Annotated in this window: 18 protein-coding genes; 14 read left to right on the top strand and 4 right to left on the bottom strand. The window is 68.3% G+C overall.

Annotated features, from left to right (window positions below):
* Positions 1-77 precede the first annotated feature (77 nt).
* The 5 genes from ASC66_RS13385 to ASC66_RS13365 all read left to right on the top strand — a co-directional run bounded on the left by ASC66_RS13385 (position 78) and on the right by ASC66_RS13365 (position 6,023).
* Entirely contained in the window at positions 78-1,526 is a 1,449-nt protein-coding gene (locus tag ASC66_RS13385) for an aldehyde dehydrogenase family protein (RefSeq protein ID WP_055841647.1), read from the top strand.
* 103 nt (positions 1,527-1,629) lie between these two features.
* Positions 1,630-3,030, top strand: a complete 1,401-nt coding sequence (locus ASC66_RS13380) for an NAD(P)/FAD-dependent oxidoreductase (protein WP_055840473.1) — start codon at positions 1,630-1,632, stop codon at positions 3,028-3,030.
* Between the two features lie 34 nt (positions 3,031-3,064).
* Complete coding sequence (locus ASC66_RS13375) at positions 3,065-3,571, top strand: Lrp/AsnC family transcriptional regulator (RefSeq protein ID WP_055840471.1); 507 nt, start codon at positions 3,065-3,067, stop codon at positions 3,569-3,571.
* Positions 3,572-3,591: 20 nt separating this feature from the next.
* Positions 3,592-4,824 (top strand): CaiB/BaiF CoA transferase family protein, encoded by a 1,233-nt coding sequence (locus ASC66_RS13370; RefSeq protein WP_082492334.1) that lies wholly within the window; start codon positions 3,592-3,594, stop codon positions 4,822-4,824.
* Positions 4,821-6,023 (top strand): acyl-CoA dehydrogenase family protein, encoded by a 1,203-nt coding sequence (locus tag ASC66_RS13365; protein WP_055840469.1) that lies wholly within the window; start codon positions 4,821-4,823, stop codon positions 6,021-6,023. The genes ASC66_RS13370 and ASC66_RS13365 overlap by 4 nt, the downstream gene beginning before the upstream one ends.
* 62 nt (positions 6,024-6,085) lie before the next feature.
* Here ASC66_RS13365 and ASC66_RS13360 read toward each other — a convergent pair whose 3' ends face one another.
* The 3 genes from ASC66_RS13360 to ASC66_RS13350 all read right to left on the bottom strand — a co-directional run bounded on the left by ASC66_RS13360 (position 6,086) and on the right by ASC66_RS13350 (position 9,200).
* Entirely contained in the window at positions 6,086-6,439 is a 354-nt protein-coding gene (locus tag ASC66_RS13360; protein ID WP_055840467.1) for a cupin domain-containing protein, read from the bottom strand.
* Positions 6,436-7,872, bottom strand: coding sequence for an NAD(P)/FAD-dependent oxidoreductase (locus ASC66_RS13355; RefSeq protein WP_055840465.1), 1,437 nt, complete (start codon positions 7,870-7,872; stop codon positions 6,436-6,438). Before ASC66_RS13355 ends, ASC66_RS13360 begins: the two co-directional genes overlap by 4 nt.
* Positions 7,873-7,970: 98 nt before the next feature.
* On the bottom strand, positions 7,971-9,200 hold the full coding sequence (locus ASC66_RS13350) for an MFS transporter (protein WP_055840463.1): 1,230 nt from the start codon (positions 9,198-9,200) through the stop codon (positions 7,971-7,973).
* A 166-nt stretch (positions 9,201-9,366) separates the two neighbouring features.
* Here ASC66_RS13350 and ASC66_RS13345 point away from each other — a divergent pair, with 166 nt between their 5' ends.
* From ASC66_RS13345 to ASC66_RS13330, 4 genes are all read left to right on the top strand, one after another.
* The gene (locus ASC66_RS13345; protein WP_055840461.1) at positions 9,367-10,227 is read left to right on the top strand and encodes a sulfurtransferase; all 861 of its coding nucleotides are present in this window, start codon (positions 9,367-9,369) and stop codon (positions 10,225-10,227) included.
* A gap of 216 nt (positions 10,228-10,443) precedes the next feature.
* Positions 10,444-11,340: an ABC transporter substrate-binding protein gene (locus ASC66_RS13340; protein WP_055840458.1), complete on the top strand. Its 897-nt coding sequence runs from the start codon at positions 10,444-10,446 to the stop codon at positions 11,338-11,340.
* 2 nt (positions 11,341-11,342) lie between these two features.
* A complete protein-coding gene (locus ASC66_RS13335) occupies positions 11,343-12,404 on the top strand; it encodes an amino acid ABC transporter permease (RefSeq protein WP_082492333.1) in 1,062 nt (353 codons plus the stop codon).
* A 53-nt stretch (positions 12,405-12,457) separates the two neighbouring features.
* Positions 12,458-13,210, top strand: a complete 753-nt coding sequence (locus ASC66_RS13330; RefSeq protein ID WP_157509825.1) for an amino acid ABC transporter ATP-binding protein — start codon at positions 12,458-12,460, stop codon at positions 13,208-13,210.
* A 261-nt stretch (positions 13,211-13,471) separates the two neighbouring features.
* On the opposite strand, the gene ASC66_RS13325 is transcribed toward ASC66_RS13330, so the two are convergent.
* Positions 13,472-17,920 carry a DUF3418 domain-containing protein gene (locus ASC66_RS13325; RefSeq protein WP_055840453.1) on the bottom strand — a complete coding sequence of 1,483 codons (4,449 nt, stop codon included), beginning with the start codon at positions 17,918-17,920 and terminating at the stop codon, positions 13,472-13,474.
* 339 nt (positions 17,921-18,259) lie between these two features.
* Between ASC66_RS13325 and ASC66_RS13320 the strand changes: the two genes are divergently transcribed.
* The 5 genes from ASC66_RS13320 (at position 18,260) to ASC66_RS13300 (ending at position 21,865) form a co-directional block, all read left to right on the top strand.
* Positions 18,260-18,895 carry a hypothetical protein gene (locus ASC66_RS13320; RefSeq protein WP_055840451.1) on the top strand — a complete coding sequence of 212 codons (636 nt, stop codon included), beginning with the start codon at positions 18,260-18,262 and terminating at the stop codon, positions 18,893-18,895.
* A 3-nt stretch (positions 18,896-18,898) separates the two neighbouring features.
* Positions 18,899-19,210 (top strand): transcriptional regulator, encoded by a 312-nt coding sequence (locus tag ASC66_RS13315; protein WP_055840450.1) that lies wholly within the window; start codon positions 18,899-18,901, stop codon positions 19,208-19,210.
* Positions 19,207-20,163, top strand: a complete 957-nt coding sequence (locus tag ASC66_RS13310; protein WP_055840448.1) for an ABC transporter ATP-binding protein — start codon at positions 19,207-19,209, stop codon at positions 20,161-20,163. The genes ASC66_RS13315 and ASC66_RS13310 overlap by 4 nt, the downstream gene beginning before the upstream one ends.
* Positions 20,160-20,912 carry an ABC transporter permease gene (locus ASC66_RS13305; protein WP_235496921.1) on the top strand — a complete coding sequence of 251 codons (753 nt, stop codon included), beginning with the start codon at positions 20,160-20,162 and terminating at the stop codon, positions 20,910-20,912. The genes ASC66_RS13310 and ASC66_RS13305 overlap by 4 nt, the downstream gene beginning before the upstream one ends.
* A gap of 104 nt (positions 20,913-21,016) precedes the next feature.
* On the top strand, positions 21,017-21,865 hold the full coding sequence (locus tag ASC66_RS13300) for an aldo/keto reductase (protein ID WP_055840446.1): 849 nt from the start codon (positions 21,017-21,019) through the stop codon (positions 21,863-21,865).
* Positions 21,866-22,515: the final 650 nt, after the last annotated feature.

The following is a 22,515-nucleotide window of genomic DNA, read 5'->3' as shown; positions in this document are numbered from 1 at the left end:
CTACGGCACCGCAGGGTGTCGGCCGACAGTGGGGCAATGAGGCACCGCTGTTGAGAGAGAGGTAGCTCGTGAATTTCATGCCAACGCCCCCGAAGCAGCAGCTCTACATCGACGGGCAGTTCACCGACGGAACATCCGGTGAATCATTCGACGTAATCAGTCCCGTCACCGGCGAGCGCATCGCCACCCTGCCCCTGCCGAGTTCGGCAGATCTCGACCGGGCGGTGACCGCAGCACGCGCCGCTCAGCGCGAATGGCGCCAGGTCGGCGTCTGGCAGCGCGCCGCCATCTGCCACCGCGTCGGTGACGAGCTGGAGAAGCGGGTCGACGAGCTCGCGCGGTTGCAGACCCTGGAGCAGGGCAAGCCGCTTGCGGAGTCCGTTGCCGACATCAAGGAAGCGGCGCAGCTGTTCCACCTGCACGCAGAAGACGCGGTTCGCCTCCACGGCGAGACGTTCCCCTCGAACGACACGAACAAGCGGATGTGGTCGTTCTACAAGCCGGTCGGCACCTGGGCGATCATCACCCCCTGGAACTTCCCGCTCCTCATGCTGGCCGAGTTCGTCGCCCCCGGCCTTGCCACCGGCAACGCCCACGTGGTGAAGCCACCGACCCACACCTCGCTGACCGTGCTCGCCGCGCTGGAGGCATTCGAGGCCGCCGGCGTTCCGAAGGGCCTCGTCAACGTTCTCCCCGGCGAGGGCGACTTCGGCGCCAAGCTCGTCTCCCACGACGGTATCGACGCGATCGGCTTCATCGGATCCTCGGCGACCGGGGCGAAGATCCACGCCACCTCCGGGCTCAAGCGCTCGATCATGGAGCTCTCCGGCAACGGCCCCCTGATCGTGCTCGAAGACGCCGACCTGCAACGCGCTGCTCAGGCTGCGGCGGACGGCGCCTACTTCTGCGCCGGCCAGGTCTGCTGCGCGACCGAGCGGGTGCTCGTGCATGCCAATGTGCACGACGCCTTCATCGAGCAGTTGCTGAAGACGGTCGACGGCGTCACACTTGGCAACCCGTTCGACGCGGCCGTCAACCTCGGCCCGCTCAACAACGAAGGCGTCGCGTCGAAGATGGACAGGCACATGGAGGATGCCCGCACGCGCGGCTTCGACGTGCTGGCCGGCGGCGGGCGGCGGTCGGGTCAGCCCACCGAGCTGTACTACGAGTTCACGATCGTCGACGGAGTCAGTGAGGACAGCCTGCTCAGCGTCGAGGAATCGTTCGGCCCGGTCGTCCCTGTGATCACGGGTGCCTCGGACGACGAGCTGCTGCGCATCGCGAACGCCGACGCGCTCGGCCTGCAGTCGGCCGTGTTCACGAATGATCTCTCGAAGGCCTACCGCTTCGTCGAGGAGATCGAGACGGGCCAGGTGATCGTGAACGACAGCAACGGCTTCTGGGACATCAACATGCCATTCGGAGGGGCCGGCGGCAAGAACACCGGCTGGGGTCGGATCGGTGGCAAGCACACGTTGATCGACATGAGCGATCTGCGCACCGGCGTCATCCACCTCAACCGCTGAGCCCGGGCGCCGCGCCGAGCGGTGCCGAGCAGCTGCGTGGTGCCTCGCCGAACCCGTCGAGGCACCACGCGGCCCACCCACCCCTACTGCGAGGAGTCGCACCATGCCGTCATCCGCGACCATTCCGGGCCTGCAGCAGGCCCGTCCCGTTCCCTTCTGGATCGATCATGCGCAGGCCCCTGCGCGCCTCCCCGGCCTGCGCGGCACCGTCGAAGCCGATCTCCTCGTCGTCGGCGGCGGATACACCGGTCTCTGGACCGCGCTGCTGGCCAAGGAAGCCGATCCGGATGCGCGGGTGGTGCTGCTCGAGGCGGATGGCCTTGGAGCTGCGGCCAGCGGTCGCAACGGCGGATTCTGCTCGCCCAGCCTGACGCATGGCTTCGCCAACGGCATCGAGCGCTGGCCGGCGGAGATCGACACACTCGTCCGGCTCGGGATCGAGAACCTCTACGAGATGCAGGCGACGCTTGAGCGCTACGGCATTGAGGCGGACTTCGTGATGGCGGGAAAGGTGGCCTTCGCACGCACCCCCTGGGAGGCGGCGGGCCTCGAGGAGGCGGCGCGGGCCAGCACCGCACATGGCGACCCGGCGCACTTCATCTCCGCCGCGGAGATCGGTCGGTGGACCACGTCGGGCTCCTATATCGCCGGGATGCACTCGCCGAACTACGCACTCGTCGATCCGTACAAGTTGGTGCTCGGCCTCCGCCGCGTGTGCCTCGAGCTCGGCGTGCAGATCTACGAGGACTCGGCCGCGCTCGGCCTCGACACCGGCGATCGCACCCGGGTGATCGTCCGCACGGCGGGAGGCTCCGTGCGCGCGGCCAGGGTCGCGCTCGCCACGAACGTGTTCCAGCCGTTGCTGCGCCGGCTGAGTCTCGTCACCATCCCCGTCTACGACTACGCGATCATGACCGAGCCGCTCAGCGAGGCGGAGTTCGCCGACATCGGCTGGACGGGCGACTTCGGCCTCACCGATGCCGGCAACCAGTTCCACTACTACCGCAAGACGCACGACGGACGAATCCTCTGGGGCGGCTACGACGCCATCTATCACTACGGCTCCGCGCGCGATGAGTCGAAGACCCAGCGCCAGGAGACCTTCGACAAGCTCGCGGCGCAGTTCTACGAGACGTACCCGCAGCTGGCCCACGTGCGGTTCAGCCACCAGTGGGGCGGTGTCGTCGATTCCTCGACACGCTTCTGCCTCACAGCGGGGACCGCGGCGAACGGCCGCATCGCGTATGCGCTGGGCTTCACGGGGCTCGGTGTCACGGCAACCCGCTTCGCCGCCCAGGTCATGCTCGACCTGCTGGCGGGCCGGTCAACCGAGCGCACCCGGCTCACCATGATCAGCCGGAAGCCCGTGCCCTTCCCGCCGGAGCCGGTGCGCTATGTCGGCGTCCAAATCACCCGCTGGTCGATGGCCAGGCAGGACGAGACCGGTCGGCGCAATCTGTGGCTGCGCGTGATGGACGCGCTCGGTCTCGGTTTTGACTCGTAACGTCGGCCGCGCCGACGGCGGTAACGTGGGAGCCATGACCTCACCGGTGAGCATGGACGACACGGATCGGCAAATCATCACGGCGCTACAGGCCGATGGTCGGCGCGCGTTCAAGCAGATCGCGGAGGATCTCGGCATCCCGGCCTCATCGGTCAGATATCGCACCCGCCGGCTCGAGGAGCTGGGGATCCTGCAGGTCGTCGGCATCGCCAACCCACTCGCGATCGGCTTCGATCGGCTGGCCATGATCGGCATCCGCACGGCAGCGGGAAAGGCGCGCGCCGTGTGCAGCGCGCTCGCCGAATTGCCCGAGACGAGCTACGTCATCCTGACGACCGGACAGTTCGATGTGATGGCCGAGGTGATCTGCCGCGACATCGAGCACTTCACCGAGGTCGTGAACGACCGGATGCAGGCCATCGACGGCGTCGTGTCGACCGAGTCCTTCTTCGTACTCGAGGCGCACAAGCTCGCGTACGGCTGGGGCGTCGGCAACGTGCCTGGCCCGGCCGAGGCCGTCGCGGGGACCGCTCGCTCCTAGGCGGAGCGAGGGCGGATCAGATGGAGCAGCCGAGGAGCGATTCGGAGCGTGCCCCGCTGCACCGTTCCCCTCTGCACCGTTCCCCTCTGCACCGTTCCCCCCTGGCCGGTGTGCGCGTGGCCGACTTCTCCCGCGTGCTGGCCGGCCCGTACGCCACCATGATGCTCGCCGACTTCGGCGCAGACGTGATCAAGATTGAGAGCCCGGAGGGCGACGAGACGCGGGGCTGGCTGCCGCCGGTCGACGCAGAGGGTGACTCCACCTATTTCGGCAGCGTCAACCGGAACAAGCGGGCCGTCGTCTGTGATTTCACGACGGATGCCGGCCTCGCCGAGGCCAGGCGGCTGGCCGCGAGCGCAGACGTCGTCGTGCAGAACTTCCGGCCGGGCGTGATGGAGCGATTCGGGCTCGACGAGCCCAGTGTGCGCGCAGGCAACCCCGGCGTGGTCTACTGCTCCATCACCGGCTTCGGCGACGGTGCCGGTGCGGCGCTCGCCGGCTACGACCTGATCGTGCAGGCCGTCGGCGGGCTGATGAGCATCACCGGGCCGGCGGACGGCGCACCGAGCAAGGTCGGCGTCGCGCTCGTCGATGTGCTCAGTGGGCAGAATGCGTTCGCCGGGATCCTGCTCGCGCTGCGCAGTCGGGAGGCGGGCGGCCCCGGCCAGCACGTGCGGGTGAATCTGCTCAGCAGCCTCCTCGCCGCGCTCACCAACCAGGCCGCCGGCACCCTGCTGACCGGCGAGCCTCCGCAGCGCCTCGGCAACGCACACCCCAGCATCGCCCCGTACGAGTTGTTCCGGGCGGCAGACCGTGAGCTCGTGATCGCCGTCGGCAACGACCGGCAGTTCCGCACCCTGCTCCGGCTGCTCGGAGCGGCCGAGTTCACCGACGATGAGCGCTTCCTCGACAACGCGAGCCGTGTCACCCACCGCGCAGAGCTGCGCGTCATCATCGAGGGGCATCTGGAGGGGGCATCCGCCGCACACTGGGTGCGGCTGCTCTCGGATGCCGGCGTGCCGGCCGGTCTCGTGAACTCCATCGCCGAGGCGCTTGAGTTCGCCGCCGCCATCGGGCTGCCGACCGCTGTCGACATCAGCGATCCGACGCACACCCGCAGCGGGCGCTTCGTGGCCAACCCGATCCAGCTGGACGCGACTCCGCCGAGCTACCGCGCCCTGCCGCCCCGGCTCGGCGAGCACGACGGCGTCGACTGGCTGCCGCAGCACTCCGGAAAGGAAGAACACCCGTGACTGTTCCCGCACCCCAGGTCGATGCCGTCTTCGACCTCGATGCCCTCCTCAGCGACGAGGAACGCGCCTGGCAGCTGAAGGCCAGGGCGTACGCCACCCGGCGCATCCTGCCCGTGATCGAGGAGGACTTCGAGAACAAGCACTTCCGGCGCGAGTTCGTGCGTGAGCTCGGCGAGCTCGGCGTGCTCGGAATGCACCTCGACGGTTACGGCTGCGCGGGGGCCGGCGCGGTGAGCTACGGACTGGTCTGCCTCGAACTCGAGGCCGCCGACAGCGGCTGGCGGACCTTCGTGTCTGTGCAGGGTTCCCTCGCCATGTCGGCGATCCACCAGTACGGCTCCGAGGAGCAGAAGCAGCGCTGGTTGCCCGGCATGGCGGCCGGTGAGCTCATCGGCTGTTTCGCGCTCACCGAGGCGGCGGGCGGCAGCGACCCTGCAGCCATGACCACCACGGCCAGGCGTGAGGGCGAGGAGTGGGTGCTCGACGGCGCGAAGCGGTGGATCGGGCTGGCCAGCATCGCGGATGTCGCCATCGTCTGGGCGCGCGTTGACGATGACTCGTCCGGGCAGTCAACCAATCCCGGCACCCGGGTGCGCGGCTTCCTCGTGCCGACCGACACCCCTGGCTTCAGCGCCACCGCCATCGACGGCAAGCTCTCGATGCGCGCATCGATCCAATGCGACGTGCGCTTCGACGGGGTGCGGCTGCCGGCATCCGCAATGCTGCCGGGCGCGCGGGGGCTCTCCGGCCCGTTCGGCTGCCTGAACGAGGCGCGCTACGGGATCGTCTGGGGCGCGATGGGCGCGGCGCGATCCTGCCTCGAGGCGGCGCTGGGGCGCGCGAAGTCACGGGAGGTGTTCGGAAGCCCGATCGGATCACGCCAGCTGGTGCAGGCGAAGCTCGCCGACATGCTGCTCGAGTACGAGAAGGGGGTGCTGCTCGCGCTGCACCTCGGCCGGCTCAAGGAGCGTGGCGCACTCACCGCGGCGCAGATCAGCGTCGGCAAGCTCAACAGCGTGCGGGAGGCACTGCAGATCGCGCACGAGGCGCGATCGATCCTCGCCGGCGACGGCATCACGAGTGCCTTCCCCGTGATGCGGCACGCCGCCAATCTGGAGGCGGTGCGCACCTACGAGGGCACCGACGAGATCCACGCCCTCGTGCTGGGGCGCGCACTCACCGGGCTCTCCGCCTTCTGACGTGAGGCCGGAGCGCCCACCAGCGCGGCGGTCGAGCCCGGGATGGGTCTAGCAGGAGACGCTCAGGCGAAGTAGACCTTGCGCAGCGTCTCTGTGACGGTCCACACCGTGCGGGTGCCTGCGGCGAGGCGCACGACGGCACCGGGGGTGAGCTCGATGGTCTCGGCATCGTCGCCGCCGGGCTCGAGCACGACGCTCGCCCGGCCGGCGATGACCACGAAGACCTCGTCGGCCTCCACATCGCTCATCGCCCCGACGGTCATCTCCCAGACGCCGATCTCGGCGTCGCCGAAGCCACCGAGCTCGACAACGCCGGTGCTCGGGGTGCCGGCCACGACCTGCTCTGCCGGCACGGCCTCGTGGGTGATGGTGACGGATGCGGCGGCGGTGACGATACCGGGGACCAGAATGCTCATGAGTCGAATCCTAGCCCGAGCGCGTCGAGGGTCTTGAGCAGGATGTTGCGCCTGCCGAGGTTGTGATCGGCGCGGTCGAGCGACCACCGCGTCGCATTGATGCCGAGCGCAGCCGCGGGCTCAGGGGGGAACGGCAGCGGGCGCTCCCGCACCATGCGCAGCTGGGTGCGCTCGGTCTCGAGCCCGGCGAGCTGGTCGAGCATCACGTTGGCCGCGAAGCGGGTCGCCGCGACGCCGAGGCCGGTGTATCCGGCCGCATAGGCGATGCGGCCGCCGCGGGCCGTCCCGTAGAAGGCGGCGAAGCGGGTGCAGGTGTCGATCGCGCCGGCCCACTTGTGCGTGAACTGGGCGCCTTCGAGCTGCGGGAACGTCGTGAAGAAGTGATTGGCGAGGAGTTCGAAGGCGGCCGGGCGGTCCTCATAGCGCTCGCGCACCCTGCTGCCGTAGTGGTAGACGGCGTCGTAGCCGCCGAACAGCACCCGGTTGTCCCGGGAGAGCCGGTAGTAGTGGAACTGGTTGGCGACGTCACCGAGGCCCTGCCGGTTCTTCCAGCCGATCGCGTCCATCTGCTCGGGGCCGAGCGGTTCGGTCATCAGCGCGTAGTCGTAGACGGGCACCGTCATGAGAGAGTTGCGCTTGAGCAGCGATGGGAACGCGTTGGTGGCGAGGATCGCCTGTCGGGCGTGGACCCGGCCGCGATCCCCGTGGAGGGTGACGCCGGCGGCATCCGCCCCGCCCCTGCCCGTCTCGAGGTGCTTCACGGGGCTGTTCTCGATGATGCGCACGCCCATCTCGGTTGCGACCCGGGCCAGCTCGATGGCGAGCTTGGCCGGGTGCAGAATCGCCGAGCTTCGCTTGTGCCAGAGGCCGGCGAGGTAACTGGGTGAGTTGACCTCCGCGCGCAGCGCAGCGCCCTCGAGGAGCACCGTGTCGGCGTCGGCGTCGGCGGCCGCCTCGCGCAGCCACTGCACCTGGTGCGGTTCCAGCGCAAGGTCGATCGCGCCGTTGCGCTCGAACTCGAAGTCCAGGCCGAGTTCGGTGCTGGCGGCCTCGATCTCGTCGAGGTTCTCGAGCCCGAGGCGCTCCAGCTGCTCGAGCTCCTCCGGCCACCTGTTCTCGCCGTTCTCCCGGCCGTGGGTCAGGCTGGCCTCGCAGAAGCCACCGTTGCGGCCGGACGCCGCCCAGCCGATCCGCTTGCCCTCGAGCAGCACGACGCTCGCACCCGGGTTGCGTTGCTTGGCGAGCACGGCGCTCCACAGCCCGGTGTACCCGCCGCCGACGATGGCGAGGTCCGCGGTGAGCTCACCGTCCAGACGCGGGTAGCGCGGGCGCTCGACGTCGTCGAGCCAGAAGGCGGCCTGCTTGGTGTCGGCCAGTGCATGTGCGACGACGGATGCCGCCGGCCGTCGTCGTTCGAAAACAGTCGTGCCCACGCGTATCAGCGCTCCGTCTCGGCGTTCACGCCCCGACACCTCGTTGCGCGGTGGCTCGCCCCATCATCCCAATCCGGGCGCGCCTGCGCCAGCCCCGATCAGCTGTTCTGGACGGGGACCGCCTCCGTGTCCGGCAGCGGGCTCGCGTCGCGGCCGCGCAGATCGGGGTGGTAGCGCACGGCGAGCACCGGCACGATGAAGCCGACGAGCGCGAAGATCGCGGCGGCCCAGAAGCCGCCGACGGCGCCGTTGCTGTCGATCAGGAAGCCGGCCGCGGCGGAGCCGAGGGCCGCCCCGATCAGCTGACCGGTGCCGACCCAGCCGTACGCCTCGGCGGTATCGCTGAACTTCACGCTGGCCGAGACGATGGCGAACAGCACGGCGAGGGCCGGCGCGATGCCGAGGCCGGAGATGAAAAGCGCTCCGGAGAGCCACCAGAACACGTCATTCTCGGTGACCATGGCCATCACGACGGCGGCGAGCCCCATGCCGATGAAGACGACGAGCATGCGCCTGGCGGTCGACCACGGGCCGATCGGCACGTGGCCGAGGCCGAGGCCACCGGCGATGGAACCGATCGAGAAGATGGCCAGAACGATGCCGGCCTCCGCGCCATCGTGTCCGAAGGTGGCGACGACCGCGGCCTCGACGGCGGCGCAGGCACCGACGAGCAGGAAGCCGACGCCGGTCGCCAGCAGCACGGGTGGGCGGCGCAGTACGGCGCCCAGCTTGCGCTTGCTGCGCGGGATCCGCACACGGCCGAGTTCGGGGGAGGAGAGGAACCAGATTCCGCCGCCGACCATGAAGATCACGGCCAGCATGATGCCCCAGACGGTGCTGATCTGGATCGCCACGAAGGTCGTCACAACGGGGCCGACCACCCAGATGATCTCCTGCGCGGTGGCATCGAGCGAGAACAGCGGGGTGAGCTGGCGGGAGTTGACCATCTTCGGGTAGATCGTGCGCACGGCCGGCTGGATCGGCGGCATGCTGAGTCCGGCGAGGGCGCCGACGATCATGTACATCAGCACCGACATGGGCACGAGCGCGATGGTGCTGACCATGAGCGCGCAGATGATGAGAGTGATCGAGATCACCCGGCGCATGCCCCAGAGGCCCATCAGGCGGCTCGTGAGGGGCCCGGCGATGGCCTGCCCGACGCTCGTCGCCGCGAGCACCAGACCGGCCGCGCCGTAGCTGCCGGTGATCTGCTCGATGTGCAGCAGGAAGGCCAGCGAGAGCATCCCGAACGGGAACCGGGCGACGAGCTGAGCCGAGATGATGCGCGCAACGCCCGGCGTCTTGAGAAGGTCCGAGTAGGTGCTCACAAGTCCTCGATTCTACCGAGCGAGACGGCCCCGTCGCACTGCGCGTCGTCGCAGCATATAGCGTGGCAGAGGGCGCGCCCCCGCGCTAGTCGCAACGATCTGCGCTGGCCGACTGGCCACGCTTGGGCCGAGCAGAACCGTGCCCGTCACCGATTGGAGAAACCGGATGCCGCATCCGCTCGTGACCGCCGACGAACTCGCCGCACTGCAGAGCGCAGCCGCCACCGGAGGCACACCGCTGCGGGTGCTCGATGTGCGCTGGACCCTTGGCGGGCCGGCCGGCCGGCCGCTGTACGAGTCCGGGCACATCCCCGGAGCCGTCTACGTCGACCTGGATCGCGAACTGGCCGGCCACGGGGAACCGCGGGACGGCCGTCATCCGCTGCCCGACATGGGAGATCTGCAGGCCGCGGCCCGCGGCTGGGGCCTGAACGACGGCGACATCGTCGTGGTCTACGACGACTGGAAGAGCCACGCCGCCGTGCGGGCCTGGTGGCTGCTCGGCTACGGCGGAGTCGCGGATGTGCGGGTGCTCGACGGGGCGCTGCCGGCCTGGACCGCCTCGGGCCGCGCGCTGTCCACCGGCACGGCGGATGCCGAGAACACCGTTCCCGGTGACATCACCCTCCGCCCCGGACAGCTGCCGGTGCTCAGCATCGAGCAGGCCGGCGCGCTGCCGGCATCCGGTGTCCTGCTCGACGCACGCGCCGCCGAGCGCTACCGCGGCGAGGTCGAGCCGATCGACCCGCGTGCCGGGCACATCCCCGGTGCGCTGAGCGCGCCGACGGCCGGGAATCTCGACGAGGACGGCCGCTTTCTCGGTGCGGCCGAGCTGCGTGCGCGTTACGAAGCGCTCGGCGTCAGCGACGCCACACCCGTCGGCGTCTACTGCGGCTCGGGGGTGACGGCCGCTCACGACGCGCTCGCGCTGACGATCGCCGGGTTCCGCCCGGCGTTGTTCCCGGGCTCCTGGTCGTCGTGGGCGAACCACAATGAGCTACCCGTGGCCACCGGAGCGATGCCCTGAGGCCGTCACCGCCGGGGCATTCGCAATAAAGTTGCGCAAGAATGGGTATTCTTGCAGGTAACCACCGTCAAACGACGGAGCTTTGTGCGTAAACGTGCGACCAAAACGTTATCAATCCTCGTTTTCGTCCGCGAAGCTGTGCATTAGGCTCAATGTCACCCGAATGGGCGGAACCCTCACCGAGGCGGGTTCCGAATCCGAGAGTAAGGATCCACAATGCGTATTCGCTACGCCGTTCCGGCCCTCGCCGCCGCAGCCGTTCTGCTGCTCTCCGGCTGTGTCGACAACTCCACGCCATCCGCTGGCGGCAGCGACGAGGCGAGCGCCCCGGCCATCGCCGCGGACGACGCCGCGATCGCCCTGCTCCCAGAGGGCGTCGGCGACGACGGCAAGCTGGTCATCGGCATCGACCCGACCTACGCGCCGAACGAGTTCAAGGATGCCGACGGCAACCCCATCGGCTGGGGTGCTGAGCTGGCAGAGGGCATCGCCGCGAAGTTCGGTCTGACTCCGGAGTTCCAGGTCTCCAAGTTCGACAACATCATCCCGAGCGTCACCGGCGGCAAGGCCGACATCGGAATGTCGAGCTTCACCGACACCATCGAGCGCCAGGAGCAGGTCGACTTCGTCAACTACTACAACGCCGGAATCCAGTGGGCCTCGGCCGCCGGTAACGAGGTCGACCCCGAGAACGCCTGCGGGCTCAAGGTCGCCGTGCAGGCAACCACCTACGAAGACACCGACGAGGTCCCCGCCAAGAGCGAGGCCTGTGTCGCAGCCGGCAAGCCGGAGATCGAGAAGGTGCAGTTCGACACGCAGGATGCCGCGACCAACGCCGTCGCGCTCGGCCAGGTCGACGCCATGAGCGCCGACTCGCCCGTCACCCTGTACGCGATCGCACAGACCGATGGCAAGCTGCAGGCCGCAGGCGAGACCTTCGACATCGCGCCGTACGGCGTCGCGGTCGCCAAGGACTCCGGCATGGCCGAGGCCGTGCAGGCCGCCCTGCAGTCGATGGTCGATGACGGCAGCTATGACGAGATCCTCGACGCCTGGGGCGTTGCGGACGGCGGCATCAGCGAGATCACGATCAACGCCGCCTCGAAGGGCTAGACGTGTCACATTCTGAACCAAACCGTTCGGCGACGGGGGCTTCCCTGTCGCCGAACGGCGTTGATACGGCAGGCGGCGACACGCGGCCGGAGGCGATCAAGGCGATCAGGCTCCGGCATCCGTGGCGCAACGTCTTCGCCGTCGTGCTCATCGGCGTCTTCGTTCTGTTCATCGTCGACGCGTCCCAGCGGCCGGCCTTCGACTGGGAAGCCGTCGGCAAGTACGTCTTTGACGTGCGAGTGACGCAAGCAGCACTCGTGACACTCGAGCTCACCGTGCTCTCGATGGTGATCGCCATCATCCTCGGCATCCTGCTCGCCGTCATGCGGCTCTCGCCGAACCCCGTCGTGAAGAGCGTCGCGTGGTTCTACCTCTGGATCTTCCGCGGAACGCCTGTCTACGTTCAGCTCGTCTTCTGGGGTCTCATCGCGATCATCTACCAGACGATCGACATCGGCATCCCGTTCACGGATCCGTGGGTCTCCATCCCGACGACCGCGGCGATCAGCACCTTCTGGCTCGCCGTGATCGGTCTGGCGCTCAACGAGGCCGCCTACATGGCGGAAATCGTGCGCGCCGGCCTGCTCTCTGTCGACAAGGGTCAGGACGAGGCTGCGACGGCACTCGGCATGAGCTGGTCGCAGACGATGCTCCGCATCGTCATCCCGCAGTCGATGCGCGTGATCATCCCGCCGACCGGCAACGAGGTCATCTCGATGCTGAAGACCACATCGCTCGTCACAGCGGTGCCATTCAGCTTCGACCTCTACAACCGCACGCGTGACATCTCTGCCGAGACGTTCAACCCGATCCCGCTGCTGATCGTCGCCTCGATCTGGTACCTGTTCTTCACCTCGATCCTGATGGTCGGACAGTACTTCCTGGAGAAGCGCTTCGCCCGCGGCATCGGTGACCGTCGTCCGGACAAGGCCGCCGGCCCGACCGGCACCATCCCCGTCATCGGCGGCAACCAGCCGACCGTGCTCGGCGGCCCGGCCTCGGTCGAGCCGAGCGGCGCCGGCGACCCACCCATCAACCCAGGACACGGAGGGCAGGGGCGATGAGCGACACGCTCAGCACAGGCCAGACCACTGGCGCCGCGGCATCCACGACCCCCATGGTGTTGGCGGAGGCGGTCTCGAAGAGCTTCGGCTCCAACGAGGTGCTCAAGTCGATCTCGCTCGAGGTCAAGCGCGGCGAGGTGCTCTGCCTCGTCGGCCCGAGTGGCTCGGGAAAGTCGACCTTCCTGCGCTGCATCAACCACCTCGAGGTGCTCTCGGCCGGCCGGCTCAGCGTCGACGGCGAACTCGTCGGCTTCCGTGAGGCCAACGGCAAGCTGTACGAGCTGCACCCCAAGGAGGCAGCCAAGCAGCGCCGCGAGATCGGCATGGTGTTCCAGCGCTTCAACCTGTTCCCACACATGACAGCGCTCGAGAACATCATGGAAGCGCCGATTCGGGTCAAGGGGCAGAAGAAGTCGATTGTCGAGAAGCGCGCCCGTGATCTGCTGGACCGTGTCGGTCTCGCCGACCGTGCCGACTACTACCCGGCGCACCTCTCCGGCGGTCAGCAGCAGCGCGTGGCGATCGCCAGGGCTCTCGCCATGGATCCCAAGCTCATGCTCTTCGACGAGCCGACCAGCGCGCTCGACCCCGAGCTCGTCGGCGAAGTGCTCGACGTGATGAAGGAGCTGGCCAGGTCCGGCATGACCATGATCGTCGTCACGCACGAGATGGGCTTCGCCCGCGAGGTGGCAGACAAGCTCGTGTTCATGGACGGCGGCGTCGTCGTCGAGTCCGGCGATCCGCGCGAGGTGCTCTCGAACCCGCAGCGCCAGCGCACCAAGGACTTCCTCTCGAAGGTGCTCTAGCGCGAAAGCGTCACTCGGTACGAAGGAAGGCCCCGCGAGAGCGGGGCCTTCCTTGTTGGTTGAGCTTGTCGAAACCGCACTGGTCGAGTCTCCCGTTGGTTGAGCTTGTCGAAACCCCGCTGGTCGAGTCTCCCGTTGGTTGAGCTTGTCGAAACCGCACTGGTCGAGTCTCCCGTTGGCTCGAGGGAACGAGCCGACGAGGAACGAGGAGGCCCGCTCCCGAAGCCCTGAGCCCATGCCGACGCAGCACCCCCGGCGTACTCAGCCCGCGAGCACCTTCGCGATGCGCTGCAGCGAGACGCTCTCGGCGGTGCGCAGCTCCTGGGCGAACAGGCTGATCCGCAGCTCCTCGATCATCCAGCGGGCCTTCACGAGATTCGCGGGGGCGTGCTGCTCCAGCGGGATCGTGCCACCGGCGTTGCGGAAGGCGGTCAGCGCCGACTCCACCTCGGTGAGCCCGACGCGGTCGCGCCCGGGATTCGCCACGAGCTTCTCGACCCGCACGGTGATGCCGCCGAGGTAGCGCGGCAGGTGCCGCAGCCGCTCCAGCCCGGTCTGCGAGACGAAGCCGGAGTAGATCAGGCCGTCCAGCTGCTGCCTGGCGTCGGCCAGCGCCGCCATGATCGTGATGCTGCTCGCCGCCTTGAGCGCCTTGTCGGCCTTGCGTGCGGCGGTCAGGATGCTCGTCACGAGTTTGACCGTGTCGAACATGGTGTCCATCACGACGCCGGAGACGCGGTCGCGCACCGTCTCGAACTCGGCCTTGCTGAACACGAGTCCGTCGGGCTTCACACGGAACAGCACGTCGTCGACGCAGGCCGCGAGGCAGTCCTCGAACAGTGCTTGCGCGCCGCGGTACGGGCTCGCGGCCAGGGTCAGCTTCTCGGTGCTCGTCAGATGCTGTTGCACATAGCCGAGCGGCGAGGGGATGGCCAGGAGCAGCAGGCGACGGATGCCGTCCGGCATCGCCCTGGCTTGTTCCTCCGCGGTCGTGAGCAGCCGCAGCGCGACGCTCTGACCCTCGTCGACCAGCGCCGGGTAGGCGCGGATCGTGTTGCCGCCCTGCTTGAGGTCGACGAAACGGGGGATCTCCGTTCCCTGCTGGTCCGGCCCATTGCCGGGAATCGACGGGAGCCCGGTGGGGAACGTCGTGAGCCCGGTGCGTTCGACAAAGGCACTGGCGCCAGCGCTCGGCCCGCCCGGGGCTCCGGGGCGCCAAGGCGTTCCGCCGCGCGGCTGCATGCTGAAGTCGCCGGTCGGTGCGCCGTCGGCGTCGCCCTGACGGCCACCGCGGCGGCCGCGGCCGCCCCCGGCATCCGGGTCGGCGAAGGTGCTCGCGACGGCATCGCGGGCGCGTTCGCTGAGCCGGCCCTGCAGTGCGCGCAGGTCCTTGTCGCTGTCGATCTCGCGCCCGCGGCCATCGACCACGCGGAAGGTCACGCGCAGGTGCGGCGGGACCCGATCGAGGTCGAAGTCGTCTGCGGCCACCGGGATGTAGACGAGCTTCTTGATCACGGCGGCAACGGCCTCCGTGAACGGCGTGACCGTCATCGGGGCCGTGCTGCGCGAGGCGCTGCCGGTGCCCTCCGGGCGCTCCGGCAGTTCTGCGGCGATCTTCGCCGCCCAGTCGGCCGCCGGCACGACGTTGCGGCGGATCACCTTGGGCAGGCTCTTCAGCAGTGCGGTGATCAGCTCGCCGCGCAGCCCGTCGACCTGCCAGTCGAAGCCCTCCGGGCGCAGCCGCGCGAGCAGGGTCAACGGCACGACGACGCTCACGCCGTCGTCCGGCGCGCCGGGCTCGAACTTGTAACGGAGCGTGAAGACCTGGTCGTCCTGCCGCCAGCTCGGCGGGAAGAGTGTGCTGTCCGCCTCGCTCGCGACGTCCTCGGGAACAAGGGCCTCTGCCGTCATCGTGAGCAGATCGGGTGTCTCCTTGTTGGCGGTGCGCCACCAGGTCTCGAAGCTGCGGGTTGAGTTGATCTCCGCCGGGATCCGGCGGTGGTAGAACTCGAACACGGCCTCGTCGTCGACCAGGATGTCGCGGCGCCGGGTGCGCTCCTCGAGCTGTTCCAGCTCGGCGCGCAAGCGCTTGTTGGTGCGGTCGAAGGCGGTGAGCCCGGCGTTCAGCCGTGACACGTCCCACTCGCCCTGGACGAGGGCATGGCGGATGAAGAGCTCGCGGGCGTAGTGCGGGTCGATGTTGCCGAACTGCACGCGTCGCTTCGGCACGATCGGCACGCCGTAGAGCGTGACCTTCTCGTAGGCGACGACCGAGCCCTGGGTTTTGGACCAGTGCGGTTCGGAGTAGCTGCGCTTGCAGAGGTCCCCGGCCAGCGGCTCGGCCCAGGCGGGGTCGATCGCCGCGTTGGTGCGGGCGAAGAGCCGACTGGTCTCGACCAGCTCGGCGCTCATCACGGCATCCGGCTGCTTCTTCGCCAGCGCAGAGCCGGGGAAGAGCGTGAAGCGGGCCTGCCTGGCGCCGATGTACTCGCCCTTGCCGCGGCGGGCGGATGCCGCCTCTTTCGACCCACGCGGGCCGCTCGCCTTCGCCGCCTGCGCCTGATCCTTCAGCCCGATGTGGCTGAGGAGCCCGCTGAGCAGCGCCCGGTGAATGCCGTCGGGGTTCGGCGCCCCGCTCCCTGAGCCTGCCCCGCTCCCTGAGCCTGCCCCGCTCCCTGAGCCTGCCCCGCTCCCTGAGCCTGTCGAAGGGTCAGACGCCGCGTCACCGCGGCCGCCGCCATCCTGCACCGACAGTCCGAGCGGTTTCGCCAGCTGGCGCAGCTGCCGGTACACGTCATTCCACTCGCGCACGCGGAGGTAATTGAGGTACTCGTTCTTGCAGAGTCGGCGGAAGGCGCTCGAACCGAGTTCGCGCTGCTGCTTCTCGAGGTAGTTCCAGAGGTTGAGCAGGCTGAGGAAGTCGCTCGTCGGATCGGCGAAACGGGCGTGCTGCTCGTCGGCCTGCTGGCGGCGCTCGAGCGGGCGCTCGCGCGGGTCCTGAATCGTGAGTCCGGCGACGATCGCCAGCACGTCCCGGCTCACGCCCTGCGTCTTGGACTCGATCACCATGCGCCCGAAGCGCGGGTCGATCGGCAGCTTGGCGAGCTGCTGCCCGATGCGGGTGAGCTTCGGGGTGGCGGATGTCGCCGCGCGCTTGGTCTCGATACGCTCGTTCCTCGCTACTCGACCAGCGGGAGTTTCAGCGTCTGGCTCTGTCTCCGCTGCTGCATCGCGATCGTTGCTTTGCTGGCCGGTTTGTGAGTCTGCCGCGGCACTTTGGATGCCGCCTTGCTTGCCGCTGCGCGGCAAGCCCTCCGCCGGTCGAGTAGGCGCGCTAGCGCCGTATCGAGACCGAGGAGACCCGGAACGGATTGCGCCGAGTTCCGAGAGCAGGTCGAGGCCGTCCTTCACGCCGCGCGAGTCCGGCGGGGTGAGGAAGGGGAACTTGGCGATGTCGCCGAGGTCCAATGCGATCATCTGCAGGATGACGGCGGCGAGGTTGGTGCGCAGCACCTCCGGCTCGGTGAACTCGGGGCGGCGGTTGAAGTCCTCCTCCGAGTACAGCCGGATGGCGATGCCGTCGCTGGTGCGGCCGGAGCGGCCGGAGCGCTGGTTGGCGCTCGCCTGTGAGATCGCCTCGATCGGCAGCCGCTGCACCTTGGAGCGCACGCTGTACCGGCTGATGCGGGCGGTGCCTGCATCGATCACGTACTTGATGCCGGGAACCGTGAGGCTGGTCTCGGCCACGTTCGTCGCCAGCACGACGCGGCGGCGCACGCCGGCGATCGTCGACGGCTGGAACACCCGGTGCTGGTCGGCGGCCGAGAGCCGGCCGTAGAGGGGGAGCACCTCGGTGACGCCCCCGCGGCCTCCGCCCGCGGCCCCGTAGTGCGAGCGCACGGCCTCCTCGGCATCCCGGATCTCGTTCTCGCCGGAGAGGAAGACGAGCACGTCGCCGCTCGACTCGCGGTTCAGCTCGTCGAGCGCCTCGATGATGCCCTGCAGGTAATCCTTGTCGTCGGCCGGGTTCGCCGCGCCCGTCTGCTCCTCGTCGTCCTCGTCCAGGGACTCCTCGGCCACCAGCGGCCGGTAGCGGATCTCGACCGGGTAGGTGCGGCCGGAGACCTCGATGATCTTCGCCGGGGTGCCTGCGGCATCCGCACCCTGCTTGTCAGAGGCGAAATGCTTGGCGAAACTCTCCGGGTCGATCGTCGCCGAGGTGACGATGACCTTGAGGTCGGGGCGCTTGGGCAGCAGCTCCTTGAGGTAGCCGAGCAGGAAGTCGATGTTGAGGCTGCGCTCGTGCGCCTCGTCGATGATGATCGTGTCGTAACGGCGCAGCAACCGGTCGCGGTGCATCTCGTTCAACAGGATGCCGTCGGTCATCAGCTTGATCTTGGTGCTCGCCGTCGCCTTGTCGGTGAAGCGCACCTGATAGCCGACGACGCCGCCGACCTCCTCGCCGAGTTCTTCGGCGATGCGCTCGGCGATGGTGCGCGCGGCGAGCCTGCGCGGCTGGGTGTGGCCGATGCTCGTGCGACCGAGCTCGAGGCAGATCTTGGGGATCTGCGTGGTCTTGCCCGAGCCGGTCGCGCCGGCCACAATCACGACCTGGTTATCGCGAATGGCGTCGGCGATCTCGTCGCGCATCGCACTCACCGGCAGCTCGGGCGGGTAGGTGATCACGGGGATGGCGGCGGTGTCAGTCATCAGCCCTCCATCGTACTTGGCTCTCCGGTGTCTGCGGCGCGGGAGGGTCGGCTCCTCCCCGCGCTGGTTGAGCGCCCCCGCTGGTTGAGCTTGTCGAAACCCCGCGGTTTCCACGCGGCGCAAGAAGACCGGCTCCTCAGCTCAAACAATGGCGCTTTCGCCCGGGCCCGGAGGTGAGGTTGGCTTGCGTTTCCGTGCGGGTGGGCCCGGGCGAAAGCGCCATAACTCGACACCCCGCCGGTCTTCCTGCGCCGCTGCCCGACAGTGCCTGTCGGTTGAGCGGAACGAGATCTTGCAAAGGTGTTGACTTGGCAGAGTACTTTGCGTTACAAAGTAACTATGACGAACACGGTTGAACCCCACGACGACGCGGCCGAGATGCTCGCGCTGATCACCACGCAGCAGCGCAAGGTCGACCAGCTGATGCTGCGTCCGATTCCGTGGATGCTCGGCATCTGGGGCGCAGCGTGGCTCGTCGGCTTCCTCCTGCTCTGGTCGGCATACCCGGACGGGAACCCGATGTTCACGATCCCGATGGCCGTCGCCGCCCCGGTGTTCGCCCTCCTGATCGCCGGCGCGATCGCGGCATCCGCCATCATCGGAGCCCGCCTCAGCCGGGGAGTCAAAGGGGAGTCGAATTTCGCGGGGGCCGTCTACGGAATCTCGTGGTCGCTCTGCGGCATCGCCTTCGCCGCCCTCGGTGTCGGCCTCATCGCGAACGGCCTCTCGCAGGAGCTCGCGAGCATCTACTTCCCCTCGGCGTTCTCGCTGATGTGCGGAACGCTCTACCTGGCCGGCGCCGCGCTCTGGCGCCAGGTGAGTCAGCTCGTGCTCGGCATCATCATGCTCGTCGTCGGGGCGGTCGCCCCCTTCTTCGGAGCGCCGACGAACAACCTCGTGATGGCGATCTTCGGTGGGGGAGCGTTGCTCATTGCCGCCGTCGTCTTCGCCGTTCGACTCCGTCAGGTGCGCTGAGCGATGAGTCCCGTGCAGCAGGGCGAACTCGACCCGGTTATCCACGCCGCCGCCCGCCTCAAGATCACTGCGACTCTCGCCACGATTCCGCCCGGGGACCGGATCGCCTTCCCGCGGTTGCAGGAACTGCTCGACATGACGCCGGGCAACCTTTCCACCCACCTCCGCAAGCTCGAAGATGCCGCGTATGTGGAGGTGGAGAAGACGCACCAGGGCCGGACGCCCGTCACGTACATCTCCCTCAGCAAGGCCGGCCGCCGCGCCTTCGAGGATTACACCGACGCTCTCAAGCAACTCCTTGGAGGTACAGCATGACCGCCCTCGCCCAGCTCGAACACGCCAGCCGCCGCTTCGGCGACGTGCTCGCCGTCGACGACGTCACCCTCGAGATCGAAGCCGGCAGCATGCTCGGCCTGCTCGGCCCGAACGGGGCGGGCAAGACGACGCTCATCTCGCTGCTGAACGGACTGCGCCGCCCGACATCCGGCACCGTCACCCTGCTCGGCCGCTCGCCGCAGGACGTGCGCTCGCGGCAGAGCCTCGGCAGCACGCCGCAGGAGACGGCGCTGCCGCCGACCCTGCGCGTCGGAGAGGTCATCGACTTCGTCGGCAAGCACTTCGAGCAGCCCATGCGCACGGAGACGCTCGCCGAGGAGTTCGGTCTCACCCCGCTGCTCAAGCGCCAGGCCGGCGCACTCTCCGGCGGGCAGAAGCGTCGCCTCAGCGTTGCCCTCGCCTTCGTCGGGCGGCCGAAGCTTGTGTTGCTCGATGAGCCGACGACGGGTCTCGACATCGACGCCAGACACACGCTCTGGCAGGCGGTGCGCCGCCAGCACGATTCCGGTGCGACGGTCGTCGTCACGAGCCACTACCTCGAAGAGATCGAGGCGCTGGCCGAACGGGTCGTGGTGATGGCGGGTGGTCGGGTCATCGCAGACGACACGCTGCAGGCCATCGTCGGCAAGGTCGGCGTGCGCCAGATCAGGCTCCGCACCCCGGAGCCGATCGCCGTCGGTGCGTTGCCCGGCGTGGCGCGGGCCGAGACGGTCGGTGCCGATGCGACGGATGCCGGCGAGCTGCTGCTCTACACGGCCGACTCCGATCAGCTGATCCGCGAACTGGTGACCTCCGGCATCCGCTTCGCCGACCTCTCCGTGCGCGGAGCATCGCTGGAGGAGGCATTCCTCACCCTCACCGAATCGGACAGGGCTCATTCGAGCCTGGCGTCCGCCGCCCACGCCACGAATTCAGAGGAGGTCGCCCGATGAGCACCATGTCACTCGCCATGCTGCACGCGAAGTACAACCTGATCGAGACCGCGCGCATCCCCATCGCACTGATCGGCGCACTCGTCTTCCCCGCGCTGGCGCTGCTGTTCTTCGTCGTGCCGCAGCGCACCGTCGCCAACGATCCGCTCTTCGCCACCCAGGCCGTCATCTCGCTCGCCGTGTTCGCCGTGATGTCGAACGCGCTGTTCAGCTTCGGGCTGACGATCGCCGAGAACCGGGAGAAGCCGTGGGATCCGTACCTGCGCACCCTGCCGGCTCCCGGCCTCTCCCGCGTGCTGGCCCAGGTGTTCTCCACCGGCATGCTCGGGCTCGCCGCGATCATTCCCGTCATCGTGATCGGCGGCATCTTCACCGCGGCCGAGGCGTCACCGGCGCGTATCCTCGCCGGATTCGCGGCACTCGCGGTCTCCGCCCTGCCATTCATGCTCATCGGTATCAGCATCGGCTACTCGATGCCGTCGAAAGCGGCGATCGCCGTGGTGCAGGTCGTGATGTTCGCCCTCGCCTTCGCCGGCGGCTTGTTCCTGCCGCCGATCCTCTTCGCCGACTGGCTCAACACACTCTCCAAGTTCACCCCGTCTCGCCAGGCGCGCGAGTTCGTGATCTGGGCCGTGCAGGGCGGGGAACTGGAATGGTGGGTCTGGGTCGGGATCCTCGTCTGGACGGTGCTCGGCTTCGCCACAGCCCTCCTGCTGTTCCGCCGGGACGAGGGGCGCCGCTACCACTAGCGGCATCGTCGGTTGGTGCCGGATGCCGCGGAATCGACTTCGCCGGTGGCGAAACGGTTCGCAATGCTGGGCCGCGGCCGCGGCATCCGTGATGGGATGAAGCAATGAGCATCGCAGCTGAGAACACGACAGTCCCCACCGTCACGCTGAACGACGGCCACACCATCCCGCAGCTCGGCTTCGGCGTCTTCAAGGTCGATCCGGTCGAGACCGAGCGCATCGTCACGGACGCCCTCGAGGTGGGCTACCGCCACATCGACACCGCCCGCATCTACGGCAACGAGGCCGGCGTCGGCAAGGCCATCGCCGATTCGGGCATCGCCCGCGACGAGCTCTTCATCACGACCAAGCTGTGGAACGACGACCAGGGCACGCAGTCGGCCTTCGACGCCTTCGACCGCAGCCTCGAACAGCTCGGTCTCGACGAGGTTGACCTGTACCTGATCCACTGGCCGGCCCCGGCGAACGACCGCTTCGTCGAGGCGTGGAAGGCGCTGGAGAAGATCCGCGAGAGCGGCCGTGCCCGCAGCATCGGCGTCTCCAACTTCACGGTGCCCTACCTCAGCCGCCTTCTTGCCGAGACGGATGTCGTGCCGGCCGTCAACCAGATCGAACTGCACCCCGCTCACCAGCAGCCGGCCACCACCGCGCTCAGCGCGAAGCACGGCATCAAGATCGAGGCATGGGGCCCGCTCGGCCAGGGCAAGTACAACCTCTTCGAGCTGCCGGAGGTCACTGCGCCGGCCGAGGCGCACGGCAAGACTCCTGCACAGGTCGTCATCCGCTGGCACCTGCAGCAGGGCAACATCGTCTTCCCCAAGTCCAACCGCCGCGAACGCATGGCAGAGAACTTCGACGTCTTCGACTTCGAGCTGACGGATGCCGAGCAGACCGCGATCACTGCGCTCGAGCGTGAGGGCCGCGTCGCCTCGCACCCCGACGACGTCAACTGAGGGGCCACACGCACCGGCGCGACTCCGCTGCTTGAACCCTCCGCTGGTTGGCCGTACCCGTTGGTTGAGCCTGTCGAAACCGCTGTACTGAGGAAGGCCTCGGTCTGAGCATCTGCTCGGGCCGGGGCCTTCGTCGTAGTGGCGCTTGCTCCGCTGGTTGAGCCCTACTTCGTTGGTTGAGCCCTACCCCGTTGGTTGAGCCTGTCGAAACCCCTGTACTGAAGGCCCCGGTCTGAGCCTTCGCGCGGCCGGGGTCCTTTGTCGGGGCTGTTCCAGCAGCGGTGGCGGTTGCTGAGTCTGCCGGGCTAGGGGCTGCCGCCTTTCGTGACGCTGCGCGTCACGCTCCGCGACACGCCCGGCGTGGTCACCGTTTTGCGGGGTGCGGGGATTCCCGCGTAATGTCTTCCTTGTTGCCCCACAGGTTTGGAAGCGGAAACGCAGGCCGGCCTCAAGCGGGAACAGGATCTTAGCCATAAATCTTCTGGTTGCCGCGTTTGCGGTGCCGGGGTTTCACGCCTAAGATTGACACTTGCCTCTTCTTCTTCTCGCCTGCGGGTTTGAGTCGGATTCTGGTGCTTTCGGGCCTGGAGTGTATGACTTGCTCGGTTTTGCGTCGGGGGAGTGTATGACTTGCTCGGTTTTGCGTCGGG

Origin of the sequence: Leifsonia sp. Root4 (genome assembly GCF_001425085.1) — a bacterium.
In the GTDB taxonomy this organism is placed as follows: Bacteria; Actinomycetota; Actinomycetes; order Actinomycetales; family Microbacteriaceae; genus Microterricola.
The sequence above is the reverse complement of the archived record's forward strand: the minus strand, read 5'-3'. Positions and strand labels throughout refer to the sequence as shown.